At 71.6% G+C, this 25,329-nt stretch carries 21 protein-coding genes and 1 pseudogene; 14 read left to right on the forward strand and 8 right to left on the reverse strand.

Annotated features, from left to right (window positions below):
- Positions 1-113: 113 nt before the first annotated feature.
- Complete coding sequence (locus tag ACLJPL_RS21960) at positions 114-1,577, forward strand: PLP-dependent aminotransferase family protein (RefSeq protein WP_411082584.1); 1,464 nt, start codon at positions 114-116, stop codon at positions 1,575-1,577.
- Here the strand turns inward: ACLJPL_RS21960 and ACLJPL_RS21965 are convergent.
- The 4 genes from ACLJPL_RS21965 to ACLJPL_RS21980 form a co-directional block, all read right to left on the reverse strand.
- Entirely contained in the window at positions 1,561-2,550 is a 990-nt protein-coding gene (locus tag ACLJPL_RS21965) for an aldo/keto reductase (protein ID WP_411082585.1), read from the reverse strand. The two genes, ACLJPL_RS21960 and ACLJPL_RS21965, sit on opposite strands and share 17 nt — an antisense overlap.
- A 190-nt stretch (positions 2,551-2,740) precedes the next feature.
- Complete coding sequence (locus ACLJPL_RS21970) at positions 2,741-3,640, reverse strand: cellulose-binding protein (protein WP_411082586.1); 900 nt, start codon at positions 3,638-3,640, stop codon at positions 2,741-2,743.
- A 219-nt stretch (positions 3,641-3,859) separates the two neighbouring features.
- Positions 3,860-6,406, reverse strand: coding sequence for an SUKH-4 family immunity protein (locus ACLJPL_RS21975; RefSeq protein ID WP_411082756.1), 2,547 nt, complete (start codon positions 6,404-6,406; stop codon positions 3,860-3,862).
- Positions 6,407-6,411: 5 nt separating this feature from the next.
- Positions 6,412-7,389: an SMI1/KNR4 family protein gene (locus tag ACLJPL_RS21980; RefSeq protein WP_411082587.1), complete on the reverse strand. Its 978-nt coding sequence runs from the start codon at positions 7,387-7,389 to the stop codon at positions 6,412-6,414.
- A gap of 236 nt (positions 7,390-7,625) precedes the next feature.
- On the opposite strand from ACLJPL_RS21980, the gene ACLJPL_RS21985 reads away from it, so the two are divergent.
- On the forward strand, positions 7,626-8,222 hold the full coding sequence (locus tag ACLJPL_RS21985; protein WP_411082588.1) for a YwqJ-related putative deaminase: 597 nt from the start codon (positions 7,626-7,628) through the stop codon (positions 8,220-8,222).
- A 10-nt stretch (positions 8,223-8,232) separates the two neighbouring features.
- Positions 8,233-8,748 carry an SUKH-3 domain-containing protein gene (locus ACLJPL_RS21990; RefSeq protein WP_411082589.1) on the forward strand — a complete coding sequence of 172 codons (516 nt, stop codon included), beginning with the start codon at positions 8,233-8,235 and terminating at the stop codon, positions 8,746-8,748.
- Positions 8,749-9,350: 602 nt separating this feature from the next.
- Here ACLJPL_RS21990 and ACLJPL_RS21995 read toward each other — a convergent pair.
- Positions 9,351-10,685, reverse strand: a complete 1,335-nt coding sequence (locus tag ACLJPL_RS21995; RefSeq protein ID WP_411082590.1) for a sensor histidine kinase — start codon at positions 10,683-10,685, stop codon at positions 9,351-9,353.
- Positions 10,686-10,841: 156 nt separating this feature from the next.
- On the opposite strand from ACLJPL_RS21995, the pseudogene ACLJPL_RS22000 reads away from it, so the two are divergent.
- The 6 genes and pseudogenes from ACLJPL_RS22000 to ACLJPL_RS22025 all read left to right on the forward strand — a co-directional run bounded on the left by ACLJPL_RS22000 (position 10,842) and on the right by ACLJPL_RS22025 (position 16,570).
- Positions 10,842-11,728, forward strand: a pseudogene (locus ACLJPL_RS22000) (hypothetical protein).
- A gap of 182 nt (positions 11,729-11,910) precedes the next feature.
- Positions 11,911-13,359, forward strand: coding sequence for a bifunctional UDP-N-acetylglucosamine diphosphorylase/glucosamine-1-phosphate N-acetyltransferase GlmU (gene glmU, locus ACLJPL_RS22005; RefSeq protein ID WP_411082591.1), 1,449 nt, complete (start codon positions 11,911-11,913; stop codon positions 13,357-13,359).
- Between the two features lie 119 nt (positions 13,360-13,478).
- Entirely contained in the window at positions 13,479-14,456 is a 978-nt protein-coding gene (locus ACLJPL_RS22010) for a ribose-phosphate diphosphokinase (RefSeq protein WP_030568593.1), read from the forward strand.
- A 219-nt stretch (positions 14,457-14,675) separates the two neighbouring features.
- Positions 14,676-15,263 carry a 50S ribosomal protein L25/general stress protein Ctc gene (locus ACLJPL_RS22015; protein ID WP_411082592.1) on the forward strand — a complete coding sequence of 196 codons (588 nt, stop codon included), beginning with the start codon at positions 14,676-14,678 and terminating at the stop codon, positions 15,261-15,263.
- A gap of 167 nt (positions 15,264-15,430) precedes the next feature.
- Positions 15,431-16,024 (forward strand): aminoacyl-tRNA hydrolase, encoded by a 594-nt coding sequence (pth, locus tag ACLJPL_RS22020; protein WP_411082593.1) that lies wholly within the window; start codon positions 15,431-15,433, stop codon positions 16,022-16,024.
- 75 nt (positions 16,025-16,099) lie between these two features.
- A complete protein-coding gene (locus ACLJPL_RS22025; protein ID WP_411082594.1) occupies positions 16,100-16,570 on the forward strand; it encodes a hypothetical protein in 471 nt (156 codons plus the stop codon).
- A 150-nt stretch (positions 16,571-16,720) separates the two neighbouring features.
- Here the strand turns inward: ACLJPL_RS22025 and ppc are convergent, their stop codons facing one another.
- Complete coding sequence (gene ppc, locus ACLJPL_RS22030) at positions 16,721-19,450, reverse strand: phosphoenolpyruvate carboxylase (RefSeq protein WP_411082595.1); 2,730 nt, start codon at positions 19,448-19,450, stop codon at positions 16,721-16,723.
- A 398-nt stretch (positions 19,451-19,848) separates the two neighbouring features.
- Here ppc and ACLJPL_RS22035 point away from each other — a divergent pair, with 398 nt between their 5' ends.
- The 3 genes from ACLJPL_RS22035 to ACLJPL_RS22045 all read left to right on the forward strand — a co-directional run bounded on the left by ACLJPL_RS22035 (position 19,849) and on the right by ACLJPL_RS22045 (position 22,235).
- The gene (locus ACLJPL_RS22035) at positions 19,849-20,847 is read left to right on the forward strand and encodes an acyl-CoA desaturase (RefSeq protein WP_411082596.1); all 999 of its coding nucleotides are present in this window, start codon (positions 19,849-19,851) and stop codon (positions 20,845-20,847) included.
- The gene (locus ACLJPL_RS22040; RefSeq protein ID WP_411082597.1) at positions 20,844-21,530 is read left to right on the forward strand and encodes a TetR family transcriptional regulator; all 687 of its coding nucleotides are present in this window, start codon (positions 20,844-20,846) and stop codon (positions 21,528-21,530) included. Before ACLJPL_RS22035 ends, ACLJPL_RS22040 begins: the two co-directional genes overlap by 4 nt.
- A 102-nt stretch (positions 21,531-21,632) precedes the next feature.
- Positions 21,633-22,235 carry a Uma2 family endonuclease gene (locus ACLJPL_RS22045; RefSeq protein WP_411082757.1) on the forward strand — a complete coding sequence of 201 codons (603 nt, stop codon included), beginning with the start codon at positions 21,633-21,635 and terminating at the stop codon, positions 22,233-22,235.
- A gap of 9 nt (positions 22,236-22,244) precedes the next feature.
- On the opposite strand, the gene ACLJPL_RS22050 is transcribed toward ACLJPL_RS22045, so the two are convergent.
- Positions 22,245-23,111: a trans-aconitate 2-methyltransferase gene (locus ACLJPL_RS22050; protein ID WP_411082598.1), complete on the reverse strand. Its 867-nt coding sequence runs from the start codon at positions 23,109-23,111 to the stop codon at positions 22,245-22,247.
- 89 nt (positions 23,112-23,200) lie between these two features.
- Between ACLJPL_RS22050 and ACLJPL_RS22055 the strand changes: the two genes are divergently transcribed.
- The gene (locus ACLJPL_RS22055; RefSeq protein WP_411082599.1) at positions 23,201-23,698 is read left to right on the forward strand and encodes a MarR family winged helix-turn-helix transcriptional regulator; all 498 of its coding nucleotides are present in this window, start codon (positions 23,201-23,203) and stop codon (positions 23,696-23,698) included.
- On the opposite strand, the gene ACLJPL_RS22060 is transcribed toward ACLJPL_RS22055, so the two are convergent.
- On the reverse strand, positions 23,657-24,628 hold the full coding sequence (locus ACLJPL_RS22060; protein WP_411082600.1) for a LuxR C-terminal-related transcriptional regulator: 972 nt from the start codon (positions 24,626-24,628) through the stop codon (positions 23,657-23,659). The genes ACLJPL_RS22055 and ACLJPL_RS22060 overlap by 42 nt on opposite strands.
- Before the next feature lie 246 nt (positions 24,629-24,874).
- Between ACLJPL_RS22060 and ACLJPL_RS22065 the strand changes: the two genes are divergently transcribed.
- Positions 24,875-25,315, forward strand: coding sequence for a GNAT family N-acetyltransferase (locus ACLJPL_RS22065; RefSeq protein WP_411082601.1), 441 nt, complete (start codon positions 24,875-24,877; stop codon positions 25,313-25,315).
- Positions 25,316-25,329: the final 14 nt, after the last annotated feature.

Raw genomic sequence — 25,329 nt, forward strand, 5'->3', positions numbered from 1 at the left:
CCTCGCACACCTCGCACACCCGCACACCCGCACACCCGCCCACTCGACCCTCGATACTCGACACTCGACACTCGACACTCGACGAGACATGACGACCGATCGTGAGACGAGACATGACGACCGATCGTGAACGGACCGGGCCCGCCTGGGGGACCTTCCTGGAGCTGGAGTCCCCCGCTGAGGGGCCGCTGCACGCGCGGCTGGCCCGGGCGCTGCGCATCGCCGTCACCGGCGGACGTCTTGCCGCGGGCAGCACCCTCCCCGCGAGCCGGGTCCTCGCCGCGGATCTGCGGTGCTCGCGGTGGGTGGTGACCGAGGCGTACGCCCAACTCGTCGCCGAGGGCTACTTCGAGGCCCGCAGCGGCTCGGCCACGCGGGTGCGGGCTCCTGCCGGACCCGCCGGCGTACGGGGTGGCGCGCGTGAGGACAGGGGCCGCTGGACACCGCGGTTCGACCTGCTGCCGGGGGTCCCCGACCTCCGCGCGTTCCCGCGTAAGCGCTGGGCCGACATGGTGCGCGCGGCGACCACCGAGCTGACCTGGGACGAGCTGGGCTACCCCGACGCGGCGGGGCTGCCACGGCTGCGCCGGCAGCTCGCCTCGTACCTCGCGCGCGGGCGCGGCGCCCGGGTGGAGTCCGGACAACTCGTCGTCTGCGCGGGCACGTTGGACGCGGTCATGCGGCTGTGCCGGGGCCTGCGGGCCGCCGGGCACACCGACATAGCGGTCGAGGACCCCGGCTGGACGCAGCTCCGCCTCACCGTGGCCGCTGCCGGACTGACCCCCGTGGCCGTACCGGTGGACGAGCACGGGCTGCGCGTCGACCTCCTGCGTCGGGCCGCCGGGGTCCGGGCCGTGATCGTGGCGCCGGCCCACCAGTTCCCCACCGGCGTCGTCCTCGCCCCCTCCCGCCGCGCCGAACTCGCCGACTGGGCCCGCGAGGTGGACGGCCTGGTCATGGAGGACGACTACGACGCCGAGTTCCGCTACGACCGCCATCCCGTGGGAGCCTTGCAGGGGGTCGCGCCGGAGCACGTCGCCCTGCTCGGTTCGCTCAGCAAGACGCTCTCCCCCGCCGTGCGGCTGGGCTGGATCGCCGCTCCCGAACGGTGGACCGACGCCCTCACCGCGAAGGCCACCGGAGGCGCCCCGCCGCCCGTCATCGACCAGGACGCCTTCACCCGCTTCGTCGCCTCCGGCTCGTACGACCGCCATCTGCGGGCCTCCCGCCTGCGCTACAAGCGCCGCCGCGACCACCTCCTCCGCGAACTCGAAGCCCGGCTGCCCGGCCGGCCCGTCAGCGGGGCGGCAGCCGGGTTCCACCTGCTGCTGCCCCTGAGGGACTGCCCGGCGGGCGCGGTGGTGGACGAGGCGGCACAGGCGGACGTACGCCTGGCGAGCCTGGACGACTACCGCGCGGCCCCGGCCGCCACGGGTACCCCGACAGCCTCCACCCTCGTCATCGGCTACGGGAACCTCACCGACCAGGCCGTGCCGGGCGCGGTCCAGCGTCTGGCCCACGCCATCGAACGCGTACAGGCCGCAGAGCACGGCACACGGGTCAGACGGCCGGGCTGAGCGCCGCCGTGTCCAGGCGCTCCTTCAGCTCCCCCGGCAGCTCCAGCTCCACCGCCCCCAGGATCTCCTCCAGCTGCTCCACCGAGCTCGCCCCCACGATCGGGATCACCGGCCGGTCACCGGCCATCAGCCAGGCCAGCACCACCTGGTTCACGCTCGCCCCCAGCTCGTCGGCCACCTCACCGAGCACCGCGAGACGCCGCACGCTGCCCGGGTGGTCGTACGCCTCCGGCAGCGGCTTGTCCGGCCGCGTGTAGGCGCCCGAGATCAGCGACGAGTACGCCATGAGCGTCATGTCGGCCTCGCCCCGCACATAGTCCAGCAGCTCCTGCGTGACGTGCACATGGGCGGTCTCCGGCAGGCCCAGGTCGAAGCGCGGCTGGAGGTAGGAGTAGCGCTGCTGCACGCACGTGTACGGGGTCATCCCGGCCGAACGGGCCACGCTCCGGGCCCGTTCGGTCAGCCAGGTGGCGTGGTTCGAGCAGCCGAGCACAGCCGCCTTCCCCGTCCTGACCAGCGCGTCGAACGCCTCCACCGTCTCCTCCAACGGGACGGTCCGGTCCTCGATATGGGACCAGTAAAGGTCGACCCGGTCCGTGCCGAGGCGCCGCAGGCTGTCCTCCGCCGCCTTCCGGATGACCGGCCCCGACAGGCCCTCCGCCGTCTCCAGGCCGGTACCGGGCACCGTGGGCCGCGCGCCCGTCTTGGTGGAGAGCAGCACCTGGTCACGCAGGCCCGGTCCCCGGGCGGCCAGCCACCGGCCGATGGTGGCCTCGCTCTCGTCGCCGGTCCCGCCCGGCGCCCAGAACGCGTAGTTGTTGGCGGTGTCGAGGAGGTTGCCGCCCGCCTCCACGAACCGGTCCAGGATGGCGAAGGACGTCTCCTCGTCGACCGTCGTGCCGAAGGGCAGCGTGCCCAGGGACAGGGCACTGGCAAGGGGACCGGCAGGTCCTCCGATACGGCGTCGCAGCATGCGGAACTCCTCGGGGTGTCCGGATTCTCACGCCGGGCGTGCGCCCGGCGGAACTGGCACCACCGTAGGCACCGAACGGATCGGTATCCCGGGCCAATTCCGCGGCGATAAACCAGACCGCTTTCCCTCGGGGGCCCGCAGTCGCCGCCCCCTCGGTCCTCAGTCCTCCCCCGACCCGGCAGCCGCCCTCTCAGTCCTCCCCCGCCCCCGCCGTCACCCGCCCCGTCAGCGCCGCCAGGGAGCTGCGGACGTGGGCCATGTGGGCCTGGACCTCCTCGCGGCCCTCCTCGTGCTCCCGCAACACGCGCTCCGTCTCCCGGACGATCCGCTCCTCCCGGACCCGGGCCCGGGACAGCACCTCCGCCGCCCGCGCCTCCGCGTCCTCCTGGCCGTGGCGGGCCGCCTCCCGGGTCTCCGCCAGGCCGCGCGCCGCCTCCGCGAGCAGGGCCTCCGCGCGCTCGGTCAGCGCCGTGTGGCGGGCCTCCAGCGCCGCTTCGGCGGCGGCGATCTCCGCCTCGGCCGCCTTCAGGCGCTCCGCGTGCTCCTGGTCCTGATGGGCCAGCACACTCGTCGTACGGCTGCGGGTCTGCGCCATCGCGGCCTCCGCCTCCCCGCGCACCTCCCCGGCCTCCTTGCGGGCCGCGCCGAGCACCCCCTCGGCCTCCCGCACCGCCTCGGCGACCCGCTCCTCCGCCGCCTCCACCGCGGCAGCCCGCACCGCGTCCGCCGCCGCCCGCGCCGCGTCCGCCAGGGAACGGCCCTCGGCGTCGGCCGCGTCCGCCAGCTCCTGGCCCGCCGCCACCGCGTCCGCCCGCAACGACTCGGCCTGCTCCCGCGCCAGCCCCAGGATCTGCTGGGCCCGCTCCCCCAGCTCCGCGTAATCCTGCTCGGGCAGCGCCGCCACGGTCTCCGCCAGCCGGGCCGCCTCCGCCGCCAGCTCTTCCGCCAGCCGCCCCAGCCGCACCAGCTCGGTGAGCGCCGCGTCCCGCTCGGCCGTCAGGGCGGCGGTGGCCCGGTCCACCTGCTCCGGACGGTAACCCCGCCCCCGCACGCCGACGACGTCGTACCCAGACACCGGTCCAGCACTCATCCCTGAAACCTCTCTCCGACAGCCGGGCAGGCAGACACGCGGGCACGCGGATCGCCCCGCTATACGCCAAGGATGCGGTAATTGGTGCCAGAAGTCGGAATCGATCAGGCGGATTCCAGACGGAAAGCGACCGGCGTCACAAGCCCGGAACGCGGCAAGGCACCCGTTCCGTCCCCGGCCCGGGCGCCTCGTACCCCGCGTATCAGCCAAGCCTCCGGCTCAGAGCAGGCCGTCCCACATCTGCTCCAGCAGCACCGACCACCAGCTCTCCGGCGACGCCAGCGCCGCCGGATCCAGCGCCGCCAACTGTGCCTGGAAATCGACGGTCCAACGCCCCGCCTGCTCCGGCGTCAGCCCGAACCGCAGCCGCCACATCCGGCCCAGCAACGCCATCGACCGCACGAACTCCGGCAGCCCCGTGTTCACGAACTGCGGAGCCGCCGACTGCCCGCCGGGACCCGCCTCCACCGGCACGGCCACGATGTTCGCCGTCCCGTACTGGACACAGATCGCCCGCCCGAAGTCCGTACCCATCACCAGATACGACCCCGCGTCCGGCGCGGCCCGCACCTGCCGCTGCGCCGCCAGCTCACCCAGCGTCGGCACCACCGGCTGCCCCGGCTGCGCCCAGAAGAACGGCCCGAAATCAGCGGGCAGCCCCGCCCACACCAGCGTCACCGCGACCGCCTCGGGCACGCCCTGCCGGGACACCGCCCGCTGATCGAACCGCAGGATCCCCTGCGGACCGAACGCCTGCACCAGCTCCTCGGCCACCCCCTCCGGCGGCAGCACCGGCGCGGGCGGCATCTGCGGCAGCGGAGCGCGCACCGGGGCCGGCCGCGCCGGACCGTCCGCCACCTGGTGCAGCTCGCCCTGGTGCGTCAGCAGATGCTGCATGCCCTGCTGCCGGCTCGCGTGATCGGCGCCGTACGGGGCGACGCTGGTGATCCGCACCTGCGGCCAGGTCTCCCGGATCATCCGCGCGCAGTACCCGCCCGGCAGCTCACAGGACTCCAGCTCCGTGTGCAGCTCGATCACCTGCTGCGGGGAGACGTTCATCGCCCGCAGCTCGTGCAGCATCTGCCACTCGGGGTGCGGGGTGCCCGGCGCGGAACGGCGGATCAGCTGCTGCTCACTGCCGTCCGGCGCGCGGAACCGCAGCACCGCCTGATAGCCCGGGCCCACGGTCGGCAGACCGCTGGGCTGCTGCGGATAGCCGTACGCCGCCGGAGGCGGGGTGTGCGCACCGGGGGGCGGAGGCGGCTGCGGTACGTGACCGGGGACGCCGCCCCCCTGAGGAGCCCCGGGCGGACCGGGGGGACCCGGAGGACCGGGCGGGCCCGGAGGGTTGGGCGGGCCGGGGACGGGGATCGGGCCGGAGTTCGCGAACATCGTCTCGGCGTGGTGCACCCCGGGGGGCGGAGGCGGCGTGGCGCCCGGCGGCCCCGGAGGGCCGGGAGGCTGCGGAGCGCCCGGGACGCCGGGAGGGCCCGGCGGGCGGGGCGCGCCCGGGGCCGGGACGCCCGCGCCGATGCTGCTGCCGTCCGCGAACATCGTCGCCGCGTGGTGCACCCCGGGAGGCGGAGGCGGCGTGGCGCCCGGCGGCGGCCCCGGAGGGCCGGGAGGCTGCGGAGCGCCGGGCGGGGGCGTGGCGCCGGGCGGACCGGGCGGGCCGAGCTGGGAGACGAGCTGCGTCGGGATGTACCCGCCGGCCGGAGCACCGGGCGCACCCGGCCCGGAGGGCGGCGGCGTCGCACCGGGGCGCACGCCGGGAATCCCGGGCGCACCGGGCGGCGGCGGGGTCGCCGAACCGCCCCCGCGCGCACCACGCGGCGGCACCACGGCCTTGCTGGTCGCCGCGTCCGCGATGTCACCGGCACCCGGAGGAACGTGGGAGCCGTGGGAGGGCGGGGACGCCTGGGAGCCGTGGGAGCTGTGCGGGTCCGGGGAGTCCTGCGAGCCCTGGTCCGGCCTGAGGGCCGGCGCCACCTGCGTACGCGGCAACTGGCTGCCCCCCGACATCAGCGCGGTGGGCGCCTCCGCCGACACCACCGGCGGCGGGGCCTCCTCGTCGTCCGTCCCGGACAGCGGCGGCGCGAACACCGTCGCCGGCAGCGGAACGGCCCCGTCGTCGGAGTCCGAGGAGTTGGTGTCCGTACCCGCCCACGGAGTCGCTCCGACAGGTGTCCCCCCGGAGGCCCCGGGGGCCCCAGCCGCGCTGCCACCGGCAGCGGGCCATGACGTCGCGCCTGTACCCGCGTCCGCGCCCGTACCCGAGGACGAAGACTCCTCAGCGGCATCGGCATCGGATGTGGATGCGGGGGCGGACGCGGCACCGGTCGTGGGGGCCTCCGCCGCTTCCGGCCGGCTCCGCTCCACCCGGTGGTCCGGGATCCCCAGCTTGTCCGCCGCCTCCTGGAGCCACTCCGGCGGGCTCAACAGGAACGACGTCTGGTTCAGGTCCACCCGCTGCGGCGGCTCCGGCGCGGCGGCCGGCGCACTCGTGGTGACCCCGTACTCCTCCTCGTACCGCCGGATCACCTCGCCCACCGGCAGCCCCGGCCACAGCGTCGCCTCACCGCTGTCCCGGGCGATCACCAGCCGCTGACGGCCCCCGTCCGAGACCGGGCCCTCCGCCCGGTCCTCGGCCCACACCACGAACCCGAGCTCGAACTCGCGGACCCGGACCTCTCGGTGCTGATACGCGGGCACGTCACCGTTGACCCACTCGTCCGCCCGCTCCTGCGCCTGCGCGAAGGTCACCACCGCGCTCACCCCTCCACCGGGACGGCGCGCGCGAAGCCGCCGTCCACCATCAGGTTCGCCACCGTCTCCAGCTCCGGCGGATTGCCCGCCAGACGCTGAAGGAAGACGTCGAAGTCCGCACCACAGGGCAGCAGCAACCGCTCGACCCGCTCCTGCACGCTCCAGCCGTCCTGGTCCCGGGCGTCGTCGTACGGGCAGAACCACACCGAACCCACGTCCTGCCCCCGCACCTTCAGAGCCAGAATCCCGCCCTGTACGAACGCGACGCCCAGGTAGTCCTTGGTGAAGTGGTCCCGCAGACACTTGTTCACGTACACCAGATCGTTCACCCCGGCCTCGTCACGCACCGTGAAGAACGGCTGGTCCACCAGCAGCCCCAGCTCCGCGTCGAGCGCCGCGCCCACGGGGGCCGAACCGCCCGCCGCCTTGAGGAAGGAACGGTACGCCCCCGGCAGCCGGTAACCGAGGTCCTCCTCGACGCCCTGGATCTGCTGCTCGCTCACCGCGACAGCGCCCTTCGGCAGCCGGAAATGCGCCGGACGCGTCTCCTGCAACGGGCGCGTGCCCCGCCGGTCCTGATCCACCTCGGTCGTCGCCAGACCACCGTGATGACGCAACAGCGCCTTCACCTCGACCGGCACCAGCTCCATCCGCCGGCCACCCGACACGTGGTGCCAGGTCCAGCCGTGCGGCGTCGCCACCGCGTCGATCGTGTCCCACAGCTCATGACCGACCGCCGCCATCGCGGCGTTCGCCGACACGTAATCCGTCAGCCTCAGCTCATCGACGCCGAAGCCCTGCGGCGGATCGGCGATCTCCGCAGCCGCCCGCGCGTACGCCGAGAAATCCGGATGGCCGTTCTCGCCCACGCGCACACCTCTGGGGTGGCGGGACGCCCGGACCGGGTCCGGGAAGTGCACGACCTGCCCGGCATAGGCCGCGTTCGGTGGCGCGGATTGCTGCCCGAGCCGACCTGTCGTCATGGCGGTTGCCCCCTGCTGCGTCTGGTGGTTCCGCACAGCCTAAGCGGTGGGGCGACGGCCAACCCCGTCCAGCCGGTTCCGTCACCAACGGTCACATTCACGTGACGGATCAGCGACGGTCTCGCACCTTCCGGCGACACGCAGAGGCGTTTGGCCGCCCCAGCTTCCCCACCACCCGGCACATTTGGCAGGCTGTCCCCGCAACTCGGGGGATTGCAGGGAGGGACGACAACACGATGCACTCGGCACAAACAGTCACATCCGGTACGTCCAGCACGTCCGGCACGCCCGGTCCGCCCGGCGCATCCGGCACAGCGGGAACAGCGGGAACATCAGGGGACCCGCGACTCCACTGGAGCAGCACCGAGACCAGCCGCACACCTCAACTGCTCCACCGCCGCGACGGGATCCTCCCCGCCGTGGCCGCCGCCCTGTCCGTACGCGGGGAAACACTCACCTGCACCGCGGGCAAGGGCGACCAGCCGCCCGTACTGCACCCCCTCGTACAGGACCTCCTCGACACCCTCACCAGCGGCCAGCGGGAACGCTTCACCGGCCGCTGCCCCGAAGCCATACTGCTCTCCCGCCAGCTCACCGCCGCCGAGAGCGGCCGCTCCAGACGCGCCCAGCGAAAACCCCTGACCAACGGGGAAGCCCGCCGCGCCCTCAAGCACTCCCGGATCACCGCCCGCCGCATCCGCGAGGACGGCGACCCCCTCCACGGCAGCTACGCACCGCCCTGCCGCTCCTGCGCCGCGCTCCTCTCCCACTTCGGCGTACGCCCCGTCGACCTCACCACCGCCGGCGCCGCCACCACCGCCGAGAAGGGCTGACCGCCCACCGATGCACGACCACCGTCCGCACCTCCCGCAGCAGCACAGCTCCACCCGCTTCCCCGTCCCCATCGACGCCGCCCTCCGCGAAGCGGGGTGGCAGCCCGGGCGCTGGGACATCCGGCAGGCCGAGGAGTGGGCCGACGCCCTGCGCGCCCACACCTCGCCCGCCGGGCACCGGCACGCGGTCTTCCCGGCGGCGGTCGAGGCATGGGCGGAGTTCGGGGCCCTGCACGTCACGGCGTCCGCGCCGGGCCGGCACATCGCGCCGGCGGCCGTCCGCATCAACCCGCTGCACGGGCTGCACCTCGCCCGGACGCTCGGCGACCTCGGGCGGGCCCTGGAGACGGAAGTCGCCCCGCTGGGGGCGGAGGGCGAGGAGCAGGCGGTCCTCGCGATCGACACCGAGGGGCGGGTCTACAGCATCGACCACACGGGCGACTGGTTCCTGGGCCAGGACATCGACGAGGCGCTGGCCACCCTGATCACGGGCACGCAACCGTCCCGCCTGTCCAGCCCCGGCTGACCCGGCCCGCCTCCACGTCCCTGACGAACCCGGTCCGCCTCTCCAGCCCGTCCGACACTTGAGGACGAACCCGACGCCCACCTCCAGCCCGTCCGACACTTGAGGACGGACTCGTCGCCCACCTCCAGCCCGTCCGGCACTTGAAGACGAACCCGACACCCACCCCCAGCCCATCCGGCGCTTGAAGACGAACCCGACACCCACCCCAGCCCGTCCGGCGCTTGAGGACGGAACCGTCGCTCGGGACGCACCAGCACCATGACGTCCCCGGACACGGAGGGGTCGCCGCTCCCCACAGCCAGGGTTCCGTCCTCAAACGCCGGACGGGCTGGAGGTGGCCGGGCCCCGCCCTGTGAACGCCGGACGGGCTGGGGGTGGCCGGGCCCCGCCCTGTGAACAGCGGAAGGGCTGGGGTGGCCGGGCCGCCCTAAACAGCGGACGGGCTGGGGGTGGCCGGCCCGCCCTGTGAACGCCGGAAGGGCTGGGGTGGCCGGGCCGCCCTGAACAGCCGACGGGCTGAGGGTGGCCGGGCAGGCGGGCCAGGCGCGCCTCACGCCCCCGGCGGGCCGGGGTGGCCGGGCAGGCTCGTGGACGGGGGCGCCTCAGGTCCCGGACGGGTCCGGGTCGTCCGGTAGTACCGCTGACACCCGGAACCCACCCGCGTCCGTAGGACCGGACACGAACACACCCCCCAGCCCCAACACCCGCTCCCGCATCCCCACCAACCCGTTCCCCCCGCTCGGCAACCCCGCATCCGCCACCGCCGCGTCCGAAGGACCGTTCTCCACCTGCATCGCGACCTCCGACTCCCGGTGCGCCAACCGCACCCACGTCTTCGCCCCCGCCGCATGCTTGTGGACGTTCGTCAGGGCCTCCTGAACCACCCGGAACGCCGTCTGCTCGACCTCGGGCGCGTACGGGCGCAGCTCACCGTCCACCGACAGCTCCACCACCATCCCCGCCTGCCGCGACTGCGCCACCAACGCCTCCAGCTCGCTCAGCCGGGGCCCGTCCTCCGACGCCGCGGCCGCGACGGCCGCAGCCGCCTGCGCCACCGAGGCCAACGGAACCGCACCCCCGCCCGCAGCCGCGGGCGCCACCAGCGCGTCCCCGCTCCGCAACACCCCCAGCATCTCCCGCAGCTCCGTCAACGCCTGCCGCCCCATGTCCCCCACCAGCGCCGCGTTCCGCACCGCCTTCGCCGGGTCCTTCGGAGCCACCGCCTGCAAAGCCGCCGCATGCACCACCATCAGACTCACCCGGTGGGCCACCACGTCATGCATCTCCCGCGCGATCCGGGTCCGCTCCTCCGTACGCGCCCACTCGGCCCGCTCCTCGGCCCGGTCCGCGAGCAGCGACAACTCACGCTCCAGCGAATCCGCCCGCTCCCGCAGGCTCTCCATCAACCGCCGCCGCGCCCCTATGTAGAGGCCGAACAACACGGAAGGAGCCGTCAGGCCCACCGCCATGAACACCGACAGCAGGGGCACGTACCAGTCCCCCGGCCCGAAATCATCCTGCTCGGCCACGCTCTGCCGCAGTCGCACATAGGTGACGATGAACGTCCCCACCAGCGCCATCCCCGCCAGTACGACGGTGATTCGGCGCGGCACCTCGGACGCCGCCAGCGTGTACAGGCCCACCAGGGCCATCAGGAAGCCCATCTCGGCGGGCGTCATCGCGATCGTCACCAGCACCACGGCGATCGGCCACCGCCGACGCACCAGCAGCACCGAACCCGCCAGCACCCCGAACACCACACCCACCGGCACCGGCACCCCGGTGTTCCGGGCGAACTCCACCCCCTCCAGGCCACACTCCAGCGCCGACACCAGCGCCAGCCCCACGTCCAGGGCGACACTGCGCCGCCGCTCCCACCACCAGTAGCCGCGGGTGGTCGACCCCGCCGCTTCCCGGTCTGCCCCCGTTGCGGTCATGGAATCCAGCCTACGGGCGGACGCATCCCATTTTCCGGTGACCGGCAACAGCACGTTCCGCGTTCGAACGAGTACGAAACACACGCCGATCGCCTGAAATGGCGAATCGACCGCGCTTTCGACCCGGACGTTCGCATTCCGGACGACCATCACCGTATGACGGAAACCACAAGCAAGTACGCCGACTTCGAGGGCTTACGCGCCCAGGCGGTGGCGCTGCGCCGGGAGGGGCTGAGCGTTCGGCAGATCAGGGACCGACTGAAGGTCTTCAACAACGACATGCTCCACCGCCTCCTCAAGGGCGAGCCCGCCCCCGAGTGGACAAAGCGCCCGAACGCCAAGGACGACCTGCGGGGGAAGGCACGGGAGCTGCGCCTCCAGGGCATGACCTACGACCAGATCCAGGTGGAGCTGGGGTGCTCGAAGAGTTCGATCTCCCTCTGGGTACGGGATCTGCCGAAGCCGGAGCCGCGCTACACGAAGGAGGAGCGTCTCGCACGGATGAACGCGGGCCTGGCCGGTCTGCGCGCCAGCCAGGACCAGGAAAGGCTGGAGACCAAACGGGCCGCGCGCGAGTCCATGGGCGAGCTCTCTGATCGGGAGCTGTTCATCGCCGGGGTCACGCTCTACTGGGCGGAGGGCATGAAGGACAAGTCATACAGCCGGCGAGAGAGCCTGCTTTTCATCAACAGCGACCCCAACGTGATCAAGGTCTACCTGCGTTGGCTCGAACTACTCGGCGTCACCCATGAACGTCTCTACACCTCCGCGTCAGCATCCACGAGTCGGCAGACGTCGTGGAAGCCGAACGTTTCTGGTCCGAACTGACAGGGGTACCCCGCGCCGACTTCATGAAGGCGACACTCAAGAAACACACCCCTAAGACCAACCGCAAGAACACAGGCGCGGCCTACCGCGGCTGCCTCGTCATCTACGTGACCAAGAGCGCGGAGCTCTATCGTCGCGTAGAAGGCGCTTGGTACGGCATAGTGTTGGGTGCCGAGCCGGCGAACCGGCACGATGTCCGGTTTAGTCGGCATTAGTCCCCCATGGTGTAATCAGGCAGCACTGCGAGTTTTGGTCTCGTATGTCCAGGTTCAAATCCTGGTGGGGGAGCTTCGGCACGCGGGCCCCGACCACACCGGTCGGGGCCCGCCCCCGTTTCGCGCCGAAACACCCCCGGTATCCTGCGGATGACCACCACCCGAAGCCGAAGGGCACATCCGTGAGCGCAACCAGCCCGGCAGCCGTCGTCGTCCTCGCAGCGGGTGAGGGCACCCGTATGAAGTCGAAGACCCCCAAGGTCCTGCACGAGATCTCCGGGCGCTCGCTCGTCGGACATGTCGTCGCCGCCGCCCGTGAGCTGGACCCCCAGCACCTCGTCGTGGTCGTCGGCCATGCCAGTGAGCAGGTCACCGCCCACCTGAACGCCGGTTACGCCCCCCTCCGCACCGCCTTCCAGGCCGAGCAGAACGGGACCGGGCACGCCGTCCGCATGGGGCTCGAAGAGCTCGGCGGGTCCGTCGACGGCACCGTCATCGTCGTCTGCGGCGACACCCCGCTGCTCTCCGGCGAGACGCTCGGCGCGCTCGCCGCCACCCACGCCGCCGACGCCAACGCGGTCACCGTCCTGACCGCCGAGGTCCCGGACTCCACCGGTTACGGGCGCATCGTGCGCGACCCGGCCTCCGGCGCGGTCACCGAGATCGTCGAGCACAAGGACGCCACCGACGAGCAGCGGGCGATCTCGGAGATCAACTCCGGGGTGTTCGCGTTCGACGGGTCGCTCCTGGCCGACGCGCTCGGCAAGGTGCGCACCGACAACAGCCAGGGCGAGGAGTACCTCACCGATGTGCTGTCCATCCTGCGCGAGGCGGGGCACCGGGTCGGGGCGTCCGTGGCGGGCGACCACCGGGAGATCCTCGGCATCAACAACCGGCTCCAGCTCGCCGAGGCGCGCCGGCTGCTGAACGAGCGGCTGTTGGAGCGGGCGATGCTCGCGGGCGTGACGATCGTGGACCCGGCGTCCACGTTGATCGACGCGACGGTGACGTACGAGCGTGACGCTCTCGTGCACCCGGGCACGCAGCTGCTGGGGACGACGCATCTCGCGGAGGACAGCGAGGTGGGGCCGAACTCGCGGCTCAAGGACACGGTCGTGCACGCGGGCGCGCGGGTCGACAACGCGGTGACGGACTCGGCGGAGGTGGGCCCGGGGGCGTCGGTGGGTCCGTACGCGTATCTGCGGCCGGGGACGCGGATGGGGGCGAAGGCGAAGGCCGGTACGTACGTGGAGTTGAAGAACACCACGGTCGGCGAGGGGACGAAGGTCCCGCATCTCAGTTACGTCGGCGACGCGACGATCGGCGATCACACGAACATCGGCGCGGCGAGCGTTTTCGTGAACTACGACGGGGTCGCCAAGCACCACACGACGATCGGCTCCCACTGCCGTACGGGGGCGGACAATATGTTTGTGGCGCCCGTCACGGTCGGGGACGGGGTCTACACCGCCGCCGGGTCGGTCATCACGAAGGACGTGCCGGCCGGTTCGCTGGCCGTGGCGCGGGGCCAGCAGCGGAATATCGAGGGCTGGGTCGCCCGGAAGCGTCCGGGGAGCGCCGCCGCTCAGGCTGCTCAGGCGTCACCGCAGGAGCCCGCGGGCGAAAGCTGACCGGAAACAGGTGCGCCGGTGACGGCGTACCGTGATAGATGCTCACCCATTTCGGCTGGCTCGTTGCACATCGGGACCTCTGCGTGCAGCGCCAGATACATGTCTGAGGAGACTGTGCTGTGACCGGGATCAAGACGACCGGCGAGAAGAAACTGATGCTCTTCTCCGGCCGCGCCCACCCCGAGCTGGCCGAGGAGGTCGCACATCAGCTGGGTGTCGGTCTCGTGCCGACGAAGGCTTTCGATTTCGCCAACGGTGAGATCTATGTGCGGTTCCAGGAGTCGGCACGTGGCGCGGACTGCTTCCTGATCCAGAGCCACACGGCTCCGATCAACAAGTGGATCATGGAGCAGTTGATCATGCTGGACGCGCTGAAGCGCGCGTCGGCCCGCTCCATCACGGTGATCGTGCCGTTCTACGGGTACGCCCGTCAGGACAAGAAGCACCGTGGCCGTGAGCCGATCTCGGCGCGGCTGATCGCGGACCTGATGAAGACGGCGGGTGCGGACCGGATCCTCACCGTCGATCTGCACACGGACCAGATCCAGGGCTTCTTCGACGGCCCGGTGGACCACCTGTTCGCGCTGCCGATCCTGGCGGACTACGTGGGCGCGAAGGTCGACCGTTCCAAGCTGACGATCGTGTCGCCCGACGCGGGCCGGGTGCGGGTCGCCGACCGCTGGTGCGACCGGCTGGACGCGCCGCTGGCGATCGTGCACAAGCGCCGTGACAAGGACGTGCCGAACCAGGTCTCCGTCCACGAGGTCGTGGGCAACGTCGAGGGCCGGGTGTGCGTGCTGGTCGACGACATGATCGACACGGGTGGCACGATCTGCGCCGCCGCGGACGCGCTGTTCGCGCACGGTGCGGAGGACGTCATCGTGACGGCGACGCACGGTGTGCTGTCGGGTCCGGCGGCGGACCGGCTGAAGAACTCGAAGGTGAGCGAGTTCGTGTTCACGGACACGCTGCCGACCCCGGGTGAGCTGGAGCTGGACAAGATCACGGTGCTGTCGATCGCGCCGACGATCGCGCGTGCGGTGCGTGAGGTGTTCGAGGACGGTTCGGTGACGAGCCTCTTCGAGGAGCAGGGCTGACGGCAGTGCTGACAGCGGGCCCCATGGCCCTGCGTTGATCCACTTTGGGGTACGGCCTCCCCGCCGGGTAGACTCAGCGAGTTGCTCGGCGAGGGAGGCCGTACCCCTGTGTACGGCGGTCCGTTATCGACGCGCTCTTCGTAGCAGCCCAGTCGTGGGCCGGGTGACCGTTCGTGTTCCGTATGTCGACGGTTCCGTCACCTGACGAGGAGTGCAACCATGGCTGAGATCAAGCTCGCCGCTGAGGTCCGTACCGAGTTCGGCAAGGGCGCTGCCCGCCGTACCCGTCGTGCCAACCAGGTCCCCGCGGTCATCTACGGCCACGGCGCCGAGTCGGTCCACATCACGCTGCCGGGTCACGAGCTGCAGCTCGCGCTGCGTACGGCCAACGTGCTGATCGGTCTGGAGATCGACGGCAAGGACACGCTGGTCATCCCGAAGGCCGTGCAGCGTCACCCCCTCAAGGGCACCATCGAGCACGTCGACCTGCTGACCGTGAAGCGCGGCGAGAAGGTCAACGTCGAGATCGCGGTGCACGCCGAGGGCGACCTGGCGCCGGGCGCCAACCTGCTGGAGTTCGTGCTGAACACGCTGCTCGTCGAGGCCGAGGCCACCCACATCCCCGAGTCCGTGACGGTCTCCGTCGCGGGCCTGGACGCCGGTGACTCGATCGCCGCCAAGGACATCCCGCTGCCGAAGGGCTCCGTGCTCGCCGGTGACGAGGACGCCATCGTGATCCAGGTCGTCGCCGCGCAGGCCGAGGAGCCGGCCGCGGACGCCGGTGAGGCCGAGACCGCCGAGGTCTGATCCTCGCCGTTCCCGTTCCACTGCTTGCACGACGTTCCACCTGCTTGACTGACGGGGTGGTGGTTCCCTTCCGGGGGAGCCGCCGCCCCGTTTCGGCTGTGAGCCCCGCAGACGATCCGTGCCCCGCGTACGGCCTGTGCCCCCGCATATGAGGAGACCGAGCGCTGATGTCCGACGCCACCGACCCCTGGCTCATCGTGGGCCTCGGCAATCCCGGCCCCGAGTACGCGGCGAACCGGCACAACGTCGGGTTCATGACGGCCGATCTGCTGGCCGAGCGGATCGGCGGGAAGTTCAAGCGGGCGCAGAAGGCGCAGGCGCAGGTGGTGGAGGGGCGGATCGGTCCGCCGGGTCCGGGGAGCCGGCGGGTGGTTCTGGCGAAGCCGATGTCGTACATGAATCTGTCGGGTGGCCCGGTGACGGCGTTGCGGGACTTCTACAAGGTGCCGACTGATCATGTGGTGGCGGTGCATGACGAGCTGGACATCGATTACGGGATGCTGCGGCTGAAGCTGGGCGGCGGGGACAACGGGCACAACGGGCTGAAGTCGATGACGAAGGCGATGGGTCCGGACTATCACCGGGTGCGGTTCGGGATCGGGCGGCCGCCCGGGCGGATGCAGGTCGCGGATTTCGTGCTGAAGGATTTCGGTTCGGTGGAGCGCAAGGAGCTGGCGTTCCTGGTGGACCGGGCGGCGGATGCGGTGGAGTGTCTGCTGGCGGAGGGGTTGGAGCGGGCGCAGAGCGCGTACAACTCCTGACATTCCTGCCCCTGGTGGGGTGTTTTCCGGCCACAGGTTGACCGGGGGCTGTGCTCTGGCCAAGGATCTGCCCCCATGAAGCGGAGCTCTTCCCAGCGTGCGGCGCTCGTGGGCCGCCGGACGGTGATGGGGCTGGTGGCCCTGGTGCTGCTGGTCGCGGGGGTGTGGTCGTCGTGGGCCACCGCGCACCATGTCGTGCTGGCCAAGGGGCGCGAGCACGGCACGCTGACGGTGACGGAGTGCGGTCGGGAGACCTGCACCGGCCGGTACGAGCCGGACGCCGCTTCGCCGGCTCGGGCGCGGGTGACGGTGGAGCGGTCGGTCGCGGCGGAGAAGGGCGACCGGATTCCGGTGGTGGTGAAGCCCGGTACCGATGCGGTGGTGCGCACCGGGGCGCCGGGCTTTCTGCATGCCTGGATGCCGCTCGGCGGGGCGATGGTGCTGGCCGGGTTCGTGATCGGCGGCGGGCTGCGGATGACGCGTACGGCGTGGGGGGTCGGAACGGCGGGGGCGACCCTGCTGGTGGCGACGTTCGTCGCGCTGTAGCAGGGCCGCCCCTTTCCTTACGCGGTACTCGGCCGGTGTTGCTTTCCCCTACGCGGCACTCGGCCGGTGTTGCTCTCCTTACGCGGCACTCAGCCGGTGTTGCTCTCCTTACGCGACACTCGGCCGGTGTTGCTTTCCTTTACGCGGTACTCAGCCCGTGTTGCGCAGGCCCGCCGCGACGCCGTTGACGGTGAGCAGCAGGGCGCGGGCGAGGAGCGGGTCGGGCTCTTCGCCGCTTTCGGCGGCTTGGCGCTGGCGGGCGAGCAGTGAGACCTGGAGGTAGCTGATCGGGTCGAGGTAGGCGTCGCGGATGGCGAAGGTCTGCTGGAGCGCCGGGCTGGTGCCGAGCAGTTCGGTGGAGCCGGTGACCTTGAGGACTTCCCTGACGGTGAGCGCGTGCTCGGCCTCGATGGCGTCGAAGACGTGCTTGAGCTCGTCGGGGACGAGCGTGTCGACGTAGTGCCGGGCGATGCGCAGGTCGGTCTTGGCGAGCGTCATCTCCACGTTGGAGAGGAAGTTGCGGAAGAAGTGCCAGTGCTCGTGCATCTCGTCGAGGACGGTGTCGAGTCCGGCTTCGCGCAGAGCCTTGAGGCCGGAGCCGACGCCGTACCAGCCGGGCACGATCTGCCGTGACTGGGTCCAGCCGAAGACCCACGGGATGGCCCGCAGGCCGTCGAGGGAGACGCCCGAGCCGGGGCGGCGGGAGGGCCGCGAGCCCAGGTGCAGGTCGGCGAGCTGGTCCACGGGGGTGGAGGCGAGGAAGTAGGAGGGGAGGTCGGGGTCCTCGACGAGCTTGCGGTAGGCGCTGTGGGCGGCGTCGGAGACGGTGTCCATGGCCGCGTCCCAGCGGGCGAGGGCTTCGTCGGACTGGCGGGGCGCGGTGTGCAGGGCGGATGCCTGGAGGGTGGCCGCGACGGTCAGTTCCAGGTTCTCGCGGGCGAGGGCGGGGATGAGGTACTTGTCGGAGATGACCTCGCCCTGTTCGGTCACCTTGATCTCGCCCTCCAGCGTGCCCCAGGGCTGGGCGAGGATCGCGTCGTGGGAGGGGCCGCCGCCGCGGCCGACGGTGCCGCCGCGGCCGTGGAAGAGGCGCAGGCGTACGCCGTAGCGGTGGGCGACGTCGCGCAGTCGGCGCTGGGCGCGGTGGATCTCCCACTGGGAGGTGGTGATGCCGCCGAACTTGGAGGAGTCGCTGTAGCCGAGCATGACCTCCTGGACGTCGCCGCGCAGGGACACGAGGCGGCGGTAGGAGGGGTCGGCGAGCATGGCGTCGAGGATGACGTCGGCGGCCTTGAGCTCGTCGGTGGTCTCCAGGAGCGGGACGATGCCGATCTTGGCCCAGCCGGCGTGGAGGTCGAGGAGTCCGGCCTCGCGGGCGAGGACGGCGGCGGCGAAGACGTCGTCGGCGCCCTGGCACATGGAGATGATGTAGGACTCGATGACTTCGGGGCCGAAGCGTTCGAAGGCTTCCTTGATGGTGTGGAAGACGCCGAGGGTCTTCTCGCCGTCCGCGTCGAGCGGGGCGGGGGTGGGCGCGAGGGGCCGGCGGGAGCGGAGTTCCTTGGCGAGGAGCTTCTGCCGGTAGTCGCGGGGCATGTCGGCGTAGCGCCAGGACTCCTCGCCGAGGCGGTCGAAGAGCTGGCCGAGCGCGTGGTGGTGGGCGTCGGCGTGTTCGCGTACGTCCATGGTGGCGAGCTGGAGGCCGAAGGCGGCGAGCGTGCGGATGGTGCGGTCCATGCGGCCGTCCGCGAAGAGGCCGCCGCGGTGTTCGCGCAGGGAGGTCTGGATGAGGGCCAGGTCGGCGATGAGCTCGGAGGTGCCGAGGTAGTCGCAGCCGGGGCGGTGGGGGGTGCCCTTGGCGAGGCGCTCGCGGGTGTTGACGAGCTTCTGGCGGATGCAGGTGGCCTTGAGGCGGTAGGGCTCCTCGGCGTTCAGCCGCTTGTAGCGGGGGCTGATCTCGGGGAGGCGCTCCAGGTCGGCCTGGAGGGAGGTGAGGAGCTCGTCGGTGGCTCCGGTGTAGCGGATGGAGTTGGAGAGCAGGCCGCGCAGGTAGTCGATGAGTTCGAGTGCGTCGGTGATGCCGTGTTCGTGCTGGAGGATCAGGACGTCCCAGGTGACGGCGGGGGTCACGTTGGGGTTGCCGTCGCGGTCGCCGCCGATCCAGGTGCCGAAGGTGAGGGGGCGGGTGCCGGCGGGGAGTTCGACGCCGACGCGCTCCAGTTCGGCGGCCAGGTCCTCGAGGACGTCGCCCACGGCGTTGGCGTGGAGTTCGTCCAGGTAGTAGATGGCGTTGCGGGCCTCGTCGGCGGGCTCCGGGCGGACGACGCGGAGTTCGTCGGTCTGCCAGATGAGGTCGATGTTCTCGGCGAGCCGGAGGTCGTGGCGGCGGCGGTCGGCCTCGATGACCGGGGTCTCCAGGAGCTCGGCGATGCGGCGGAGCTTGTTGAGGACCGAGCGGCGGGCGGCTTCGGTGGGGTGTGCGGTGAAGACGGGCCGTACGTTCAGGTTCTTGACGGTGGCGCGCAGGTGCTCGGGGTCGGCGTCCTTGAGCCGGTCGGCGGTGCGGGCCAGGAGTCCGCCTTCGGCGGCGCGGCGGTCGCGCATCTCGTGGGCGCGGTGGACCTGCTCGGTGACGTTGGCGAGGTGGAAGTAGGTGGAGAAGGCGCGGACGAGCTGTGCGGCGGTCTCCAGGTCGGTGTCGCCGAGGAGTTCGGCCGCCGCTTCGCCGTCCGTGCGGGTCAGGGCGCGTACCCGCTCGACGAGGTCGAGGAGTTCCTGGCCTTCCTGGCGTACGAGGGTTTCGCCGAGGAGGTCGCCGAGGCGGCGGATGTCGGCGCGCAGCTCGGGGCTGGCGGCGGGGGTCTGGTCGGCACTGCTCACAGTGTGCGGCTCCTTGCAGTGAATGAGGAGGTGCGTCGCTTCGGCGTTTCCTCCCGGTGACGGTGGCGGTGGGAGGACGCGTGGGCGGGGTCAGGGGCCCTGCGGCAGGCAGCGGTGCTGTCGCCACGCCCCGACGAGCGGGTGCGGACCGCGCTGTCCGACCCTTCCAGGATAGGTGTCGTCGCCTCCGGCGTGTCCGCTGCCCTGGCAGGGGTAGACGAACTCCGTCGGCACGGGGTGCCCTACCCCGCCAAGGGCGTGGGGTACCGCGGGTGACGGGCTGGACCGGCTTCTCGTGTTGTGGGGCCCGTCACTGTCATACTTACCAAGCCGTAGGTTACGGAACCGTAGCCACGGCCGTCCGAGTACAGCTTCCTCACCCTCCGGGGGATTCCCCTATGCCGTCCACGCCGTCCACGTCCGATGTGATCGACGCGAGCGACCCATCCACTCCGGCCGCCGCCTCCGGCCTGCCGCCCGCCACGCTCGGCGGGGACAAGAAGAGGTCGATCGAGCAGTTCGCGCTGCTGGCGTTCATCGTGGTGCCGTTCGTGGCCCTGGTGGCGGCGGTTCCGCTGGCGTGGGGCTGGGGGGTGAGCTGGCTCGACATGGGGCTGATGGTGGCGATGTACTTCATCGGCTGCCACGGCATCACGATCGGTTTCCACCGGTATTTCACGCACGGTTCGTTCAAGGCGAAGCGTCCGTTGCGGATCGCGCTGGCTGTGATGGGTTCGCTGGCGGTGGAGGGGCCCCTCGTGCGGTGGGTGGCCGATCACCGCAAGCACCACCGGTTCTCGGACGCGGAGGGCGATCCGCATTCGCCGTGGCGGTTCGGGGAGAGCCTGCCGGCCCTGATGAAGGGGCTGTGGTGGGCGCACATCGCATGGATGTTCGACGAGGAGCAGACGCCGCAGCAGAAGTACGCCCCCGATCTGATCAAGGACCCGGCGATCCGGGGCATCTCGCGCCACTTCCTCTCCTTCACGATCGTCTCGCTGGCGATTCCGCCGCTGGTGGGCGGTCTGGTGACGATGTCGTGGTGGGGTGCGGCGACGGCGTTCTTCTGGGGTTCGCTGGTACGGGTGGCGCTGCTGCACCACGTGACGTGGTCGATCAACTCGATCTGCCACGCGGTCGGCAAGCGCCCGTTCAAGTCCCGTGACCGTTCGGGCAACGTGTGGTGGCTGGCGGTGCTGTCGTGCGGCGAGTCGTGGCACAACCTGCACCACGCGGACCCGACGAGCGCGCGGCACGGCGTGATGAAGGGGCAGATCGACTCCAGCGCCCGGCTGATCCGCTGGTTCGAGCAGCTGGGCTGGGCGTACGACGTGCGGTGGCCGGATGCGGACCGTATCGATGCCCGGCGCACGTCCGTACCGGCCGACGCGGCATGATTGACGACGTGGCGACCGATCCCAGCACGAGCAGCGAGAAGAGCAGACCTTCCCCGTCCCGGCGGACCCGGCGGGTCCGGATGACCGGCAAGGAGCGCCGCGAGCAGCTCTTGGACATCGGCCGCGCCCTGTTCGCCGACAAGGGTTTCGAGGGCACGTCGGTGGAGGAGATCGCGGCCCGCGCCGGGGTGTCCAAGCCGGTGGTGTACGAGCACTTCGGCGGCAAGGAGGGCCTGTACGCGGTCGTGGTGGACCGTGAGATGCGCCAGTTGCTGGACATGGTGACGGGGGCGCTGACGGCGGGCCATCCGCGTGAGCTGCTGGAGCAGGCGGCGTTCGCGCTGCTCGACTACATCGAGTCGTACACGGACGGGTTCCGGATCCTGGTGCGGGATTCGCCGGTGGCGCAGTCGACGGGCACGTTCGCGTCGCTGATCAGCGATATCGCCACGCAGGTGGAGGACATCCTGGGCCTGGAGTTCAAGGCCCGCGGCTTCGACCCGAAGCTGGCCCCGCTGTACGCGCAGGCGCTGGTGGGGATGGTGGCGCTGACGGGCCAGTGGTGGCTGGACGTCCGCAAGCCGAAGAAGGCGGAGGTCGCGGCGCACCTGGTGAACCTGTGCTGGCACGGGCTGGAGAACCTGGAGGCGAAACCGCGGCTGATAGGGCACCGGAAGAGCTGACCGCGTAACCCTTCCGCACGCCGTCACCCGTTGTGATGATGTGTGCGGATTTCCCGCCGTAGTGTGGTCGGGAGGGCAGAGGATTCGTCCATGGGAGGAACCATGACCGCCGAGCCGACCACCGCGCACAGCTCCCGCTGGCCGGTGCCCCCGCAGGACGGATACACCGTGGACGATCTGTTCACGCTGCCCGATCTCCCGCCGCACACAGAGCTGATCGACGGGAGCCTGGTTTTCGTGAGTCCGCAGCGACGTTTTCACCAAAAGACGATCGACCTGTTGGTGAATGCCCTGCGCAGTATCGCTCCGGCCGATGTGAAGGTGGAGCGTGCGATGACGGTGGTTCTGGACCAGCGCAACGGTCCAGAACCCGATGTGTCCATCGTCAAGTCTTCGGCCACCACCGGCCTTGAACAGACGCATTTCAAGGCCGCCGACGTCCTCCTCGCCGTCGAGGTCGTCTCCCCCGACTCCGAGGCCCGCGACCGTGAGACCAAGCCCCACAAGTACGCGACCGCCGGCATCCCGCACTTCTGGCTGGTGGAGATGACGGGCACCGACCAGCACCCGGTGGTGCGGGTCTACGAGCTGGACCCGGTGACGAAGGCGTACGCGCTGACCGGCATCCACCACGACCGGCTGAAGACGGGGGTGCCGTTCCCGGTGGACCTCGACATCTCGGCGGACGCGCTCAAGGAGCTGTAGGAGCGGTCGTCACTTCTCCTTGCGGGCGACCGCGAAGATGCGGCGGAACGGGAAGACCGTGCCGTACGGGCCCGGCGGATACGCCTCGCGGAGCAGGTCGCGGTATTCGGCGACGAACGCGTCGCGGGCCTCGGGGTCGTCGGCCAGGGCGGTGAGGACGGGGCGCAGAGCGGTGCCCTTGACCCAGTCGAGGACGGCGTCCTCGCCCTGGAGGGTCTGGAGGTAGGTGGTCTCCCAGACGTCCGCCGTGCAGCCCAGGTCGCGGAGGCGGGTGAGGTAGTCGGTCGGCTCCAGGACGGAGGCGGTGCGGTCGCCGGTCCCGTGGAGGCGGGCGCGCCAGCGGTCGGAGGCGCGGAGGTCGGCCAGGAGCGTGTGGCTGGGGGCGGTGAAGTTGCCGGGGACCTGGAAGGCGAGGGCGCCGCCGGGGGCGAGGGCGTCGAGCCAGCGGGGGAAGCAGTCGGCGTGGCCGGGGATCCACTGGAGCGCGGAGGTGGAGACGATCAGGCCGTACGTCTCGGGGGGCGTCCAGGTGGCGGCGTCGGCCTCCGCGAAGTCGAGCAGGGGCGGCCGGGCGTGGGCGGCGGCCTCGGCGAGCATCTGCGGGGAGGTGTCGTAGCCGGTGATACGGGCGGTGGGCCAGCGGTCCGCGAGGAGGACGGTGACGTTGCCTGCGCCGCAGCCGAGGTCGGCGATACGGGGGCCGGGGCGGCCGGGGGCGTCGGGGAGACCGGGGGCATCGGTGTCGGCGCTGGCGTCGGCGTCGGCGTCGGGGAGGTCGTCGATCCGGGCCAGGAGGTCGCGGAAAGGGCGGGTGCGGTGGTCCGCGTGGCGCAGGTACTGCCGCGGATCCCAGGTGGGTTCGGTCACGGGCGTCATGGGGATCAGGATCACGCCCACAATCTCTTGATGTCAAGACACTTGAATTCAAGAGACTTCACGTCGACAGACCCTCTACACTGATCCACATGGAGGACGAGGTCGACCGACTGGTCGCAGCATGGCGCCGAGAGCGCCCCGACCTCGACGTGGAACCACTCGAGGTGCTCAGTCGCGTCTCCCGTCTGGCACGCCACCTCGACCGGGCCCGCCGGATAGCGTTCGCCGAGCACCACTTGGAGCCGTGGGAGTTCGACGTGCTGACCTCGCTCCGCCGGGCCGGCCCCCCGTATCAGCTCTCCCCCGGGCAACTGCTCACCCAGACCCTGGTCACCTCCGGCACGATGACCAACCGCATCGACCGCCTCACCAAGAAGAACCTGGTCGAGCGGCTGCCCGACCCCAGCGACCGGCGCGGCGTCCTCGTCCGGCTGACCGCCGAGGGGCGCGACAAGGCCGACCAGTCGCTGGCCGGGCTGCTCGCCCAGGAGCGGGCCATCCTCGGTGAGCTCTCCCGCCACCAGCGCGGCGAACTGGCGGGCCTGCTACGCCAGTTGACTGCCCCGTTCGACAACATCCCCGGGTAGCACAGCCGTTACGGGCTCCGCCGGGCCCACCCCGGCCCGCCGGGCCAGCGCCACGGCGGCGAGCGTCGAGTGCACCCCGAGCTTGCCCAGGACGTTCTGCATATGCGTGCGCACCGTGTGCGGGGAGAGGAACAGCCGCTCCGCGACCGCCTTCCTGCCGAGCCCGGCCACCATGCAGCGCAGCACCTCGCGTTCGCGGGGTGTCAGGGACTCCACCAGCTGCTCGCTCTCGGTGCGGTGCTTGCGGGCGGCGGTCAACTCCCGCAGGACGCCCGTCAGCAGGGCCGGCGGGAGATGCGTCTCGTCCCGCAGCACCCCCCGTACCACCGTGAGCAGCCGTTGCAGCGAGCAGTCCTTGGCGACCCATCCCGACGCCCCCGCCTGGAGCGCCCGGGCGGCGGAGCGCGGGTCGTCCCGCTCCGCGAGCACCACCGAGCGGACGGCGGGCCGGGTCGCGCGGACCCCGGCGACCAGCGAGATGCCGTCGACGAGACCCGCGCCCTCCTGCCGGGGCGCGGGGACCGCCGGGAGCCCGCCGACCGCCGGGGGCTGGACGCCGCCGACCGTCGGGGGCTGGACGCCGTTCGTCGTCGGGACGCCGTTCGTCGTCGGGACGCCGCCCCCGGCCTGGACACCGCCGCCCACCGCGTGCACGCCGCCGTGGGACTGGCCGCTCGTAGCGTGCACACCGCCGGGGGGCTGGCCGCCCACCGCGTGTACGCCGCCGTGGGACTGGGCACCCAGTTCGGCGTCGACCAGGATCACGTCGTACGCACGACCCTCGGCGGCCGCGCGCTCCAGGGCGCGCAGTGCGGCCGGGCCGCTGCCCGCCGCCGCCACGTCCACGTCCGGTTCGGCCGCGAGGGCCGCCGCGAGCGACTCGGCGAAGATACGATGGTCGTCGACCACCAGAACCCGGATTCGAGCCACAGACACCCCCATCAGCGGGAACGGACAACTGCGGGTACGGCGTCCGGAGCCTTCCGGGTGGCCCGTGGTGCTCCGACCGCCGTCGTATGCACCGCCTGCCACCCTGCCCCGGGCCGCCGTACCCGACTCTCTCGCCCCCTGATTCAGCACCGGCCCCCACCGGCGCTGGGATCAGCGTACGGGCGGGGGCCGGAGGGGGGAGGCGATTCACGGAACTGACCGTGCGAGGCGTTTAGGGTGGGGTTCATGTTTCGTCTTGTGACAGAAGTGGACAAAGAACGTCGAATTCTGCTGAGCGGGCGTCTACGCGACGACAACAGGGCGACATCGGCCGGGCTGCGCGCACTGCTCTCCACCTCCGCCGAGAACGAAGTCCCGCTGGAGGTCTGGGCGTTGGACGAGCAAGGCGGCGTCACCGGCGGGCTGACCGGGCGGACCTGGGCGTACTGGCTCCATGTCGAACTGCTCTGGGTCGACACCCGCCACCGCTCCCGCGGCCTCGGGTCCCAACTGCTCGCCGAGGCCGAGCGGGTGGCCCGCACGGAGCGGGACTGCACCCGCTCCCGGCTGGAGACCTGGGACTTCCAGGCCCCGGACTTCTACCGGAAGCAGGGGTACGAGGAGATCGGCCGGGTCGAGGACTACCCGCCCGGCGTCACCGAGTTCATCCTCGCTAAGCAGCTCTGAACGACCTTTGCGCG

The sequence above is a fragment of the Streptomyces sp. cmx-18-6 genome, assembly GCF_046548915.1.
Lineage (GTDB): Bacteria > Actinomycetota > Actinomycetes > Streptomycetales > Streptomycetaceae > Streptomyces.

Coding starts and splice junctions, on each gene's coding strand:
- ACLJPL_RS21960 (WP_411082584.1), top strand. CDS start 114: ATGACGACCGATCGTGAACGGACCGGGCCCGCCTGGGGGACCTTCCTG.
- ACLJPL_RS21965 (WP_411082585.1), bottom strand. CDS start 2,550: ATGCTGCGACGCCGTATCGGAGGACCTGCCGGTCCCCTTGCCAGTGCC.
- ACLJPL_RS21970 (WP_411082586.1), bottom strand. CDS start 3,640: ATGAGTGCTGGACCGGTGTCTGGGTACGACGTCGTCGGCGTGCGGGGG.
- ACLJPL_RS21980 (WP_411082587.1), bottom strand. CDS start 7,389: ATGACGACAGGTCGGCTCGGGCAGCAATCCGCGCCACCGAACGCGGCC.
- ACLJPL_RS21985 (WP_411082588.1), top strand. CDS start 7,626: ATGCACTCGGCACAAACAGTCACATCCGGTACGTCCAGCACGTCCGGC.
- ACLJPL_RS21990 (WP_411082589.1), top strand. CDS start 8,233: ATGCACGACCACCGTCCGCACCTCCCGCAGCAGCACAGCTCCACCCGC.
- ACLJPL_RS21995 (WP_411082590.1), bottom strand. CDS start 10,685: ATGACCGCAACGGGGGCAGACCGGGAAGCGGCGGGGTCGACCACCCGC.
- ACLJPL_RS22015 (WP_411082592.1), top strand. CDS start 14,676: ATGGCTGAGATCAAGCTCGCCGCTGAGGTCCGTACCGAGTTCGGCAAG.
- pth (WP_411082593.1), top strand. CDS start 15,431: ATGTCCGACGCCACCGACCCCTGGCTCATCGTGGGCCTCGGCAATCCC.
- ACLJPL_RS22025 (WP_411082594.1), top strand. CDS start 16,100: ATGAAGCGGAGCTCTTCCCAGCGTGCGGCGCTCGTGGGCCGCCGGACG.
- ACLJPL_RS22035 (WP_411082596.1), top strand. CDS start 19,849: ATGCCGTCCACGCCGTCCACGTCCGATGTGATCGACGCGAGCGACCCA.
- ACLJPL_RS22040 (WP_411082597.1), top strand. CDS start 20,844: ATGATTGACGACGTGGCGACCGATCCCAGCACGAGCAGCGAGAAGAGC.
- ACLJPL_RS22045 (WP_411082757.1), top strand. CDS start 21,633: ATGACCGCCGAGCCGACCACCGCGCACAGCTCCCGCTGGCCGGTGCCC.
- ACLJPL_RS22050 (WP_411082598.1), bottom strand. CDS start 23,111: ATGACGCCCGTGACCGAACCCACCTGGGATCCGCGGCAGTACCTGCGC.
- ACLJPL_RS22055 (WP_411082599.1), top strand. CDS start 23,201: ATGGAGGACGAGGTCGACCGACTGGTCGCAGCATGGCGCCGAGAGCGC.
- ACLJPL_RS22065 (WP_411082601.1), top strand. CDS start 24,875: ATGTTTCGTCTTGTGACAGAAGTGGACAAAGAACGTCGAATTCTGCTG.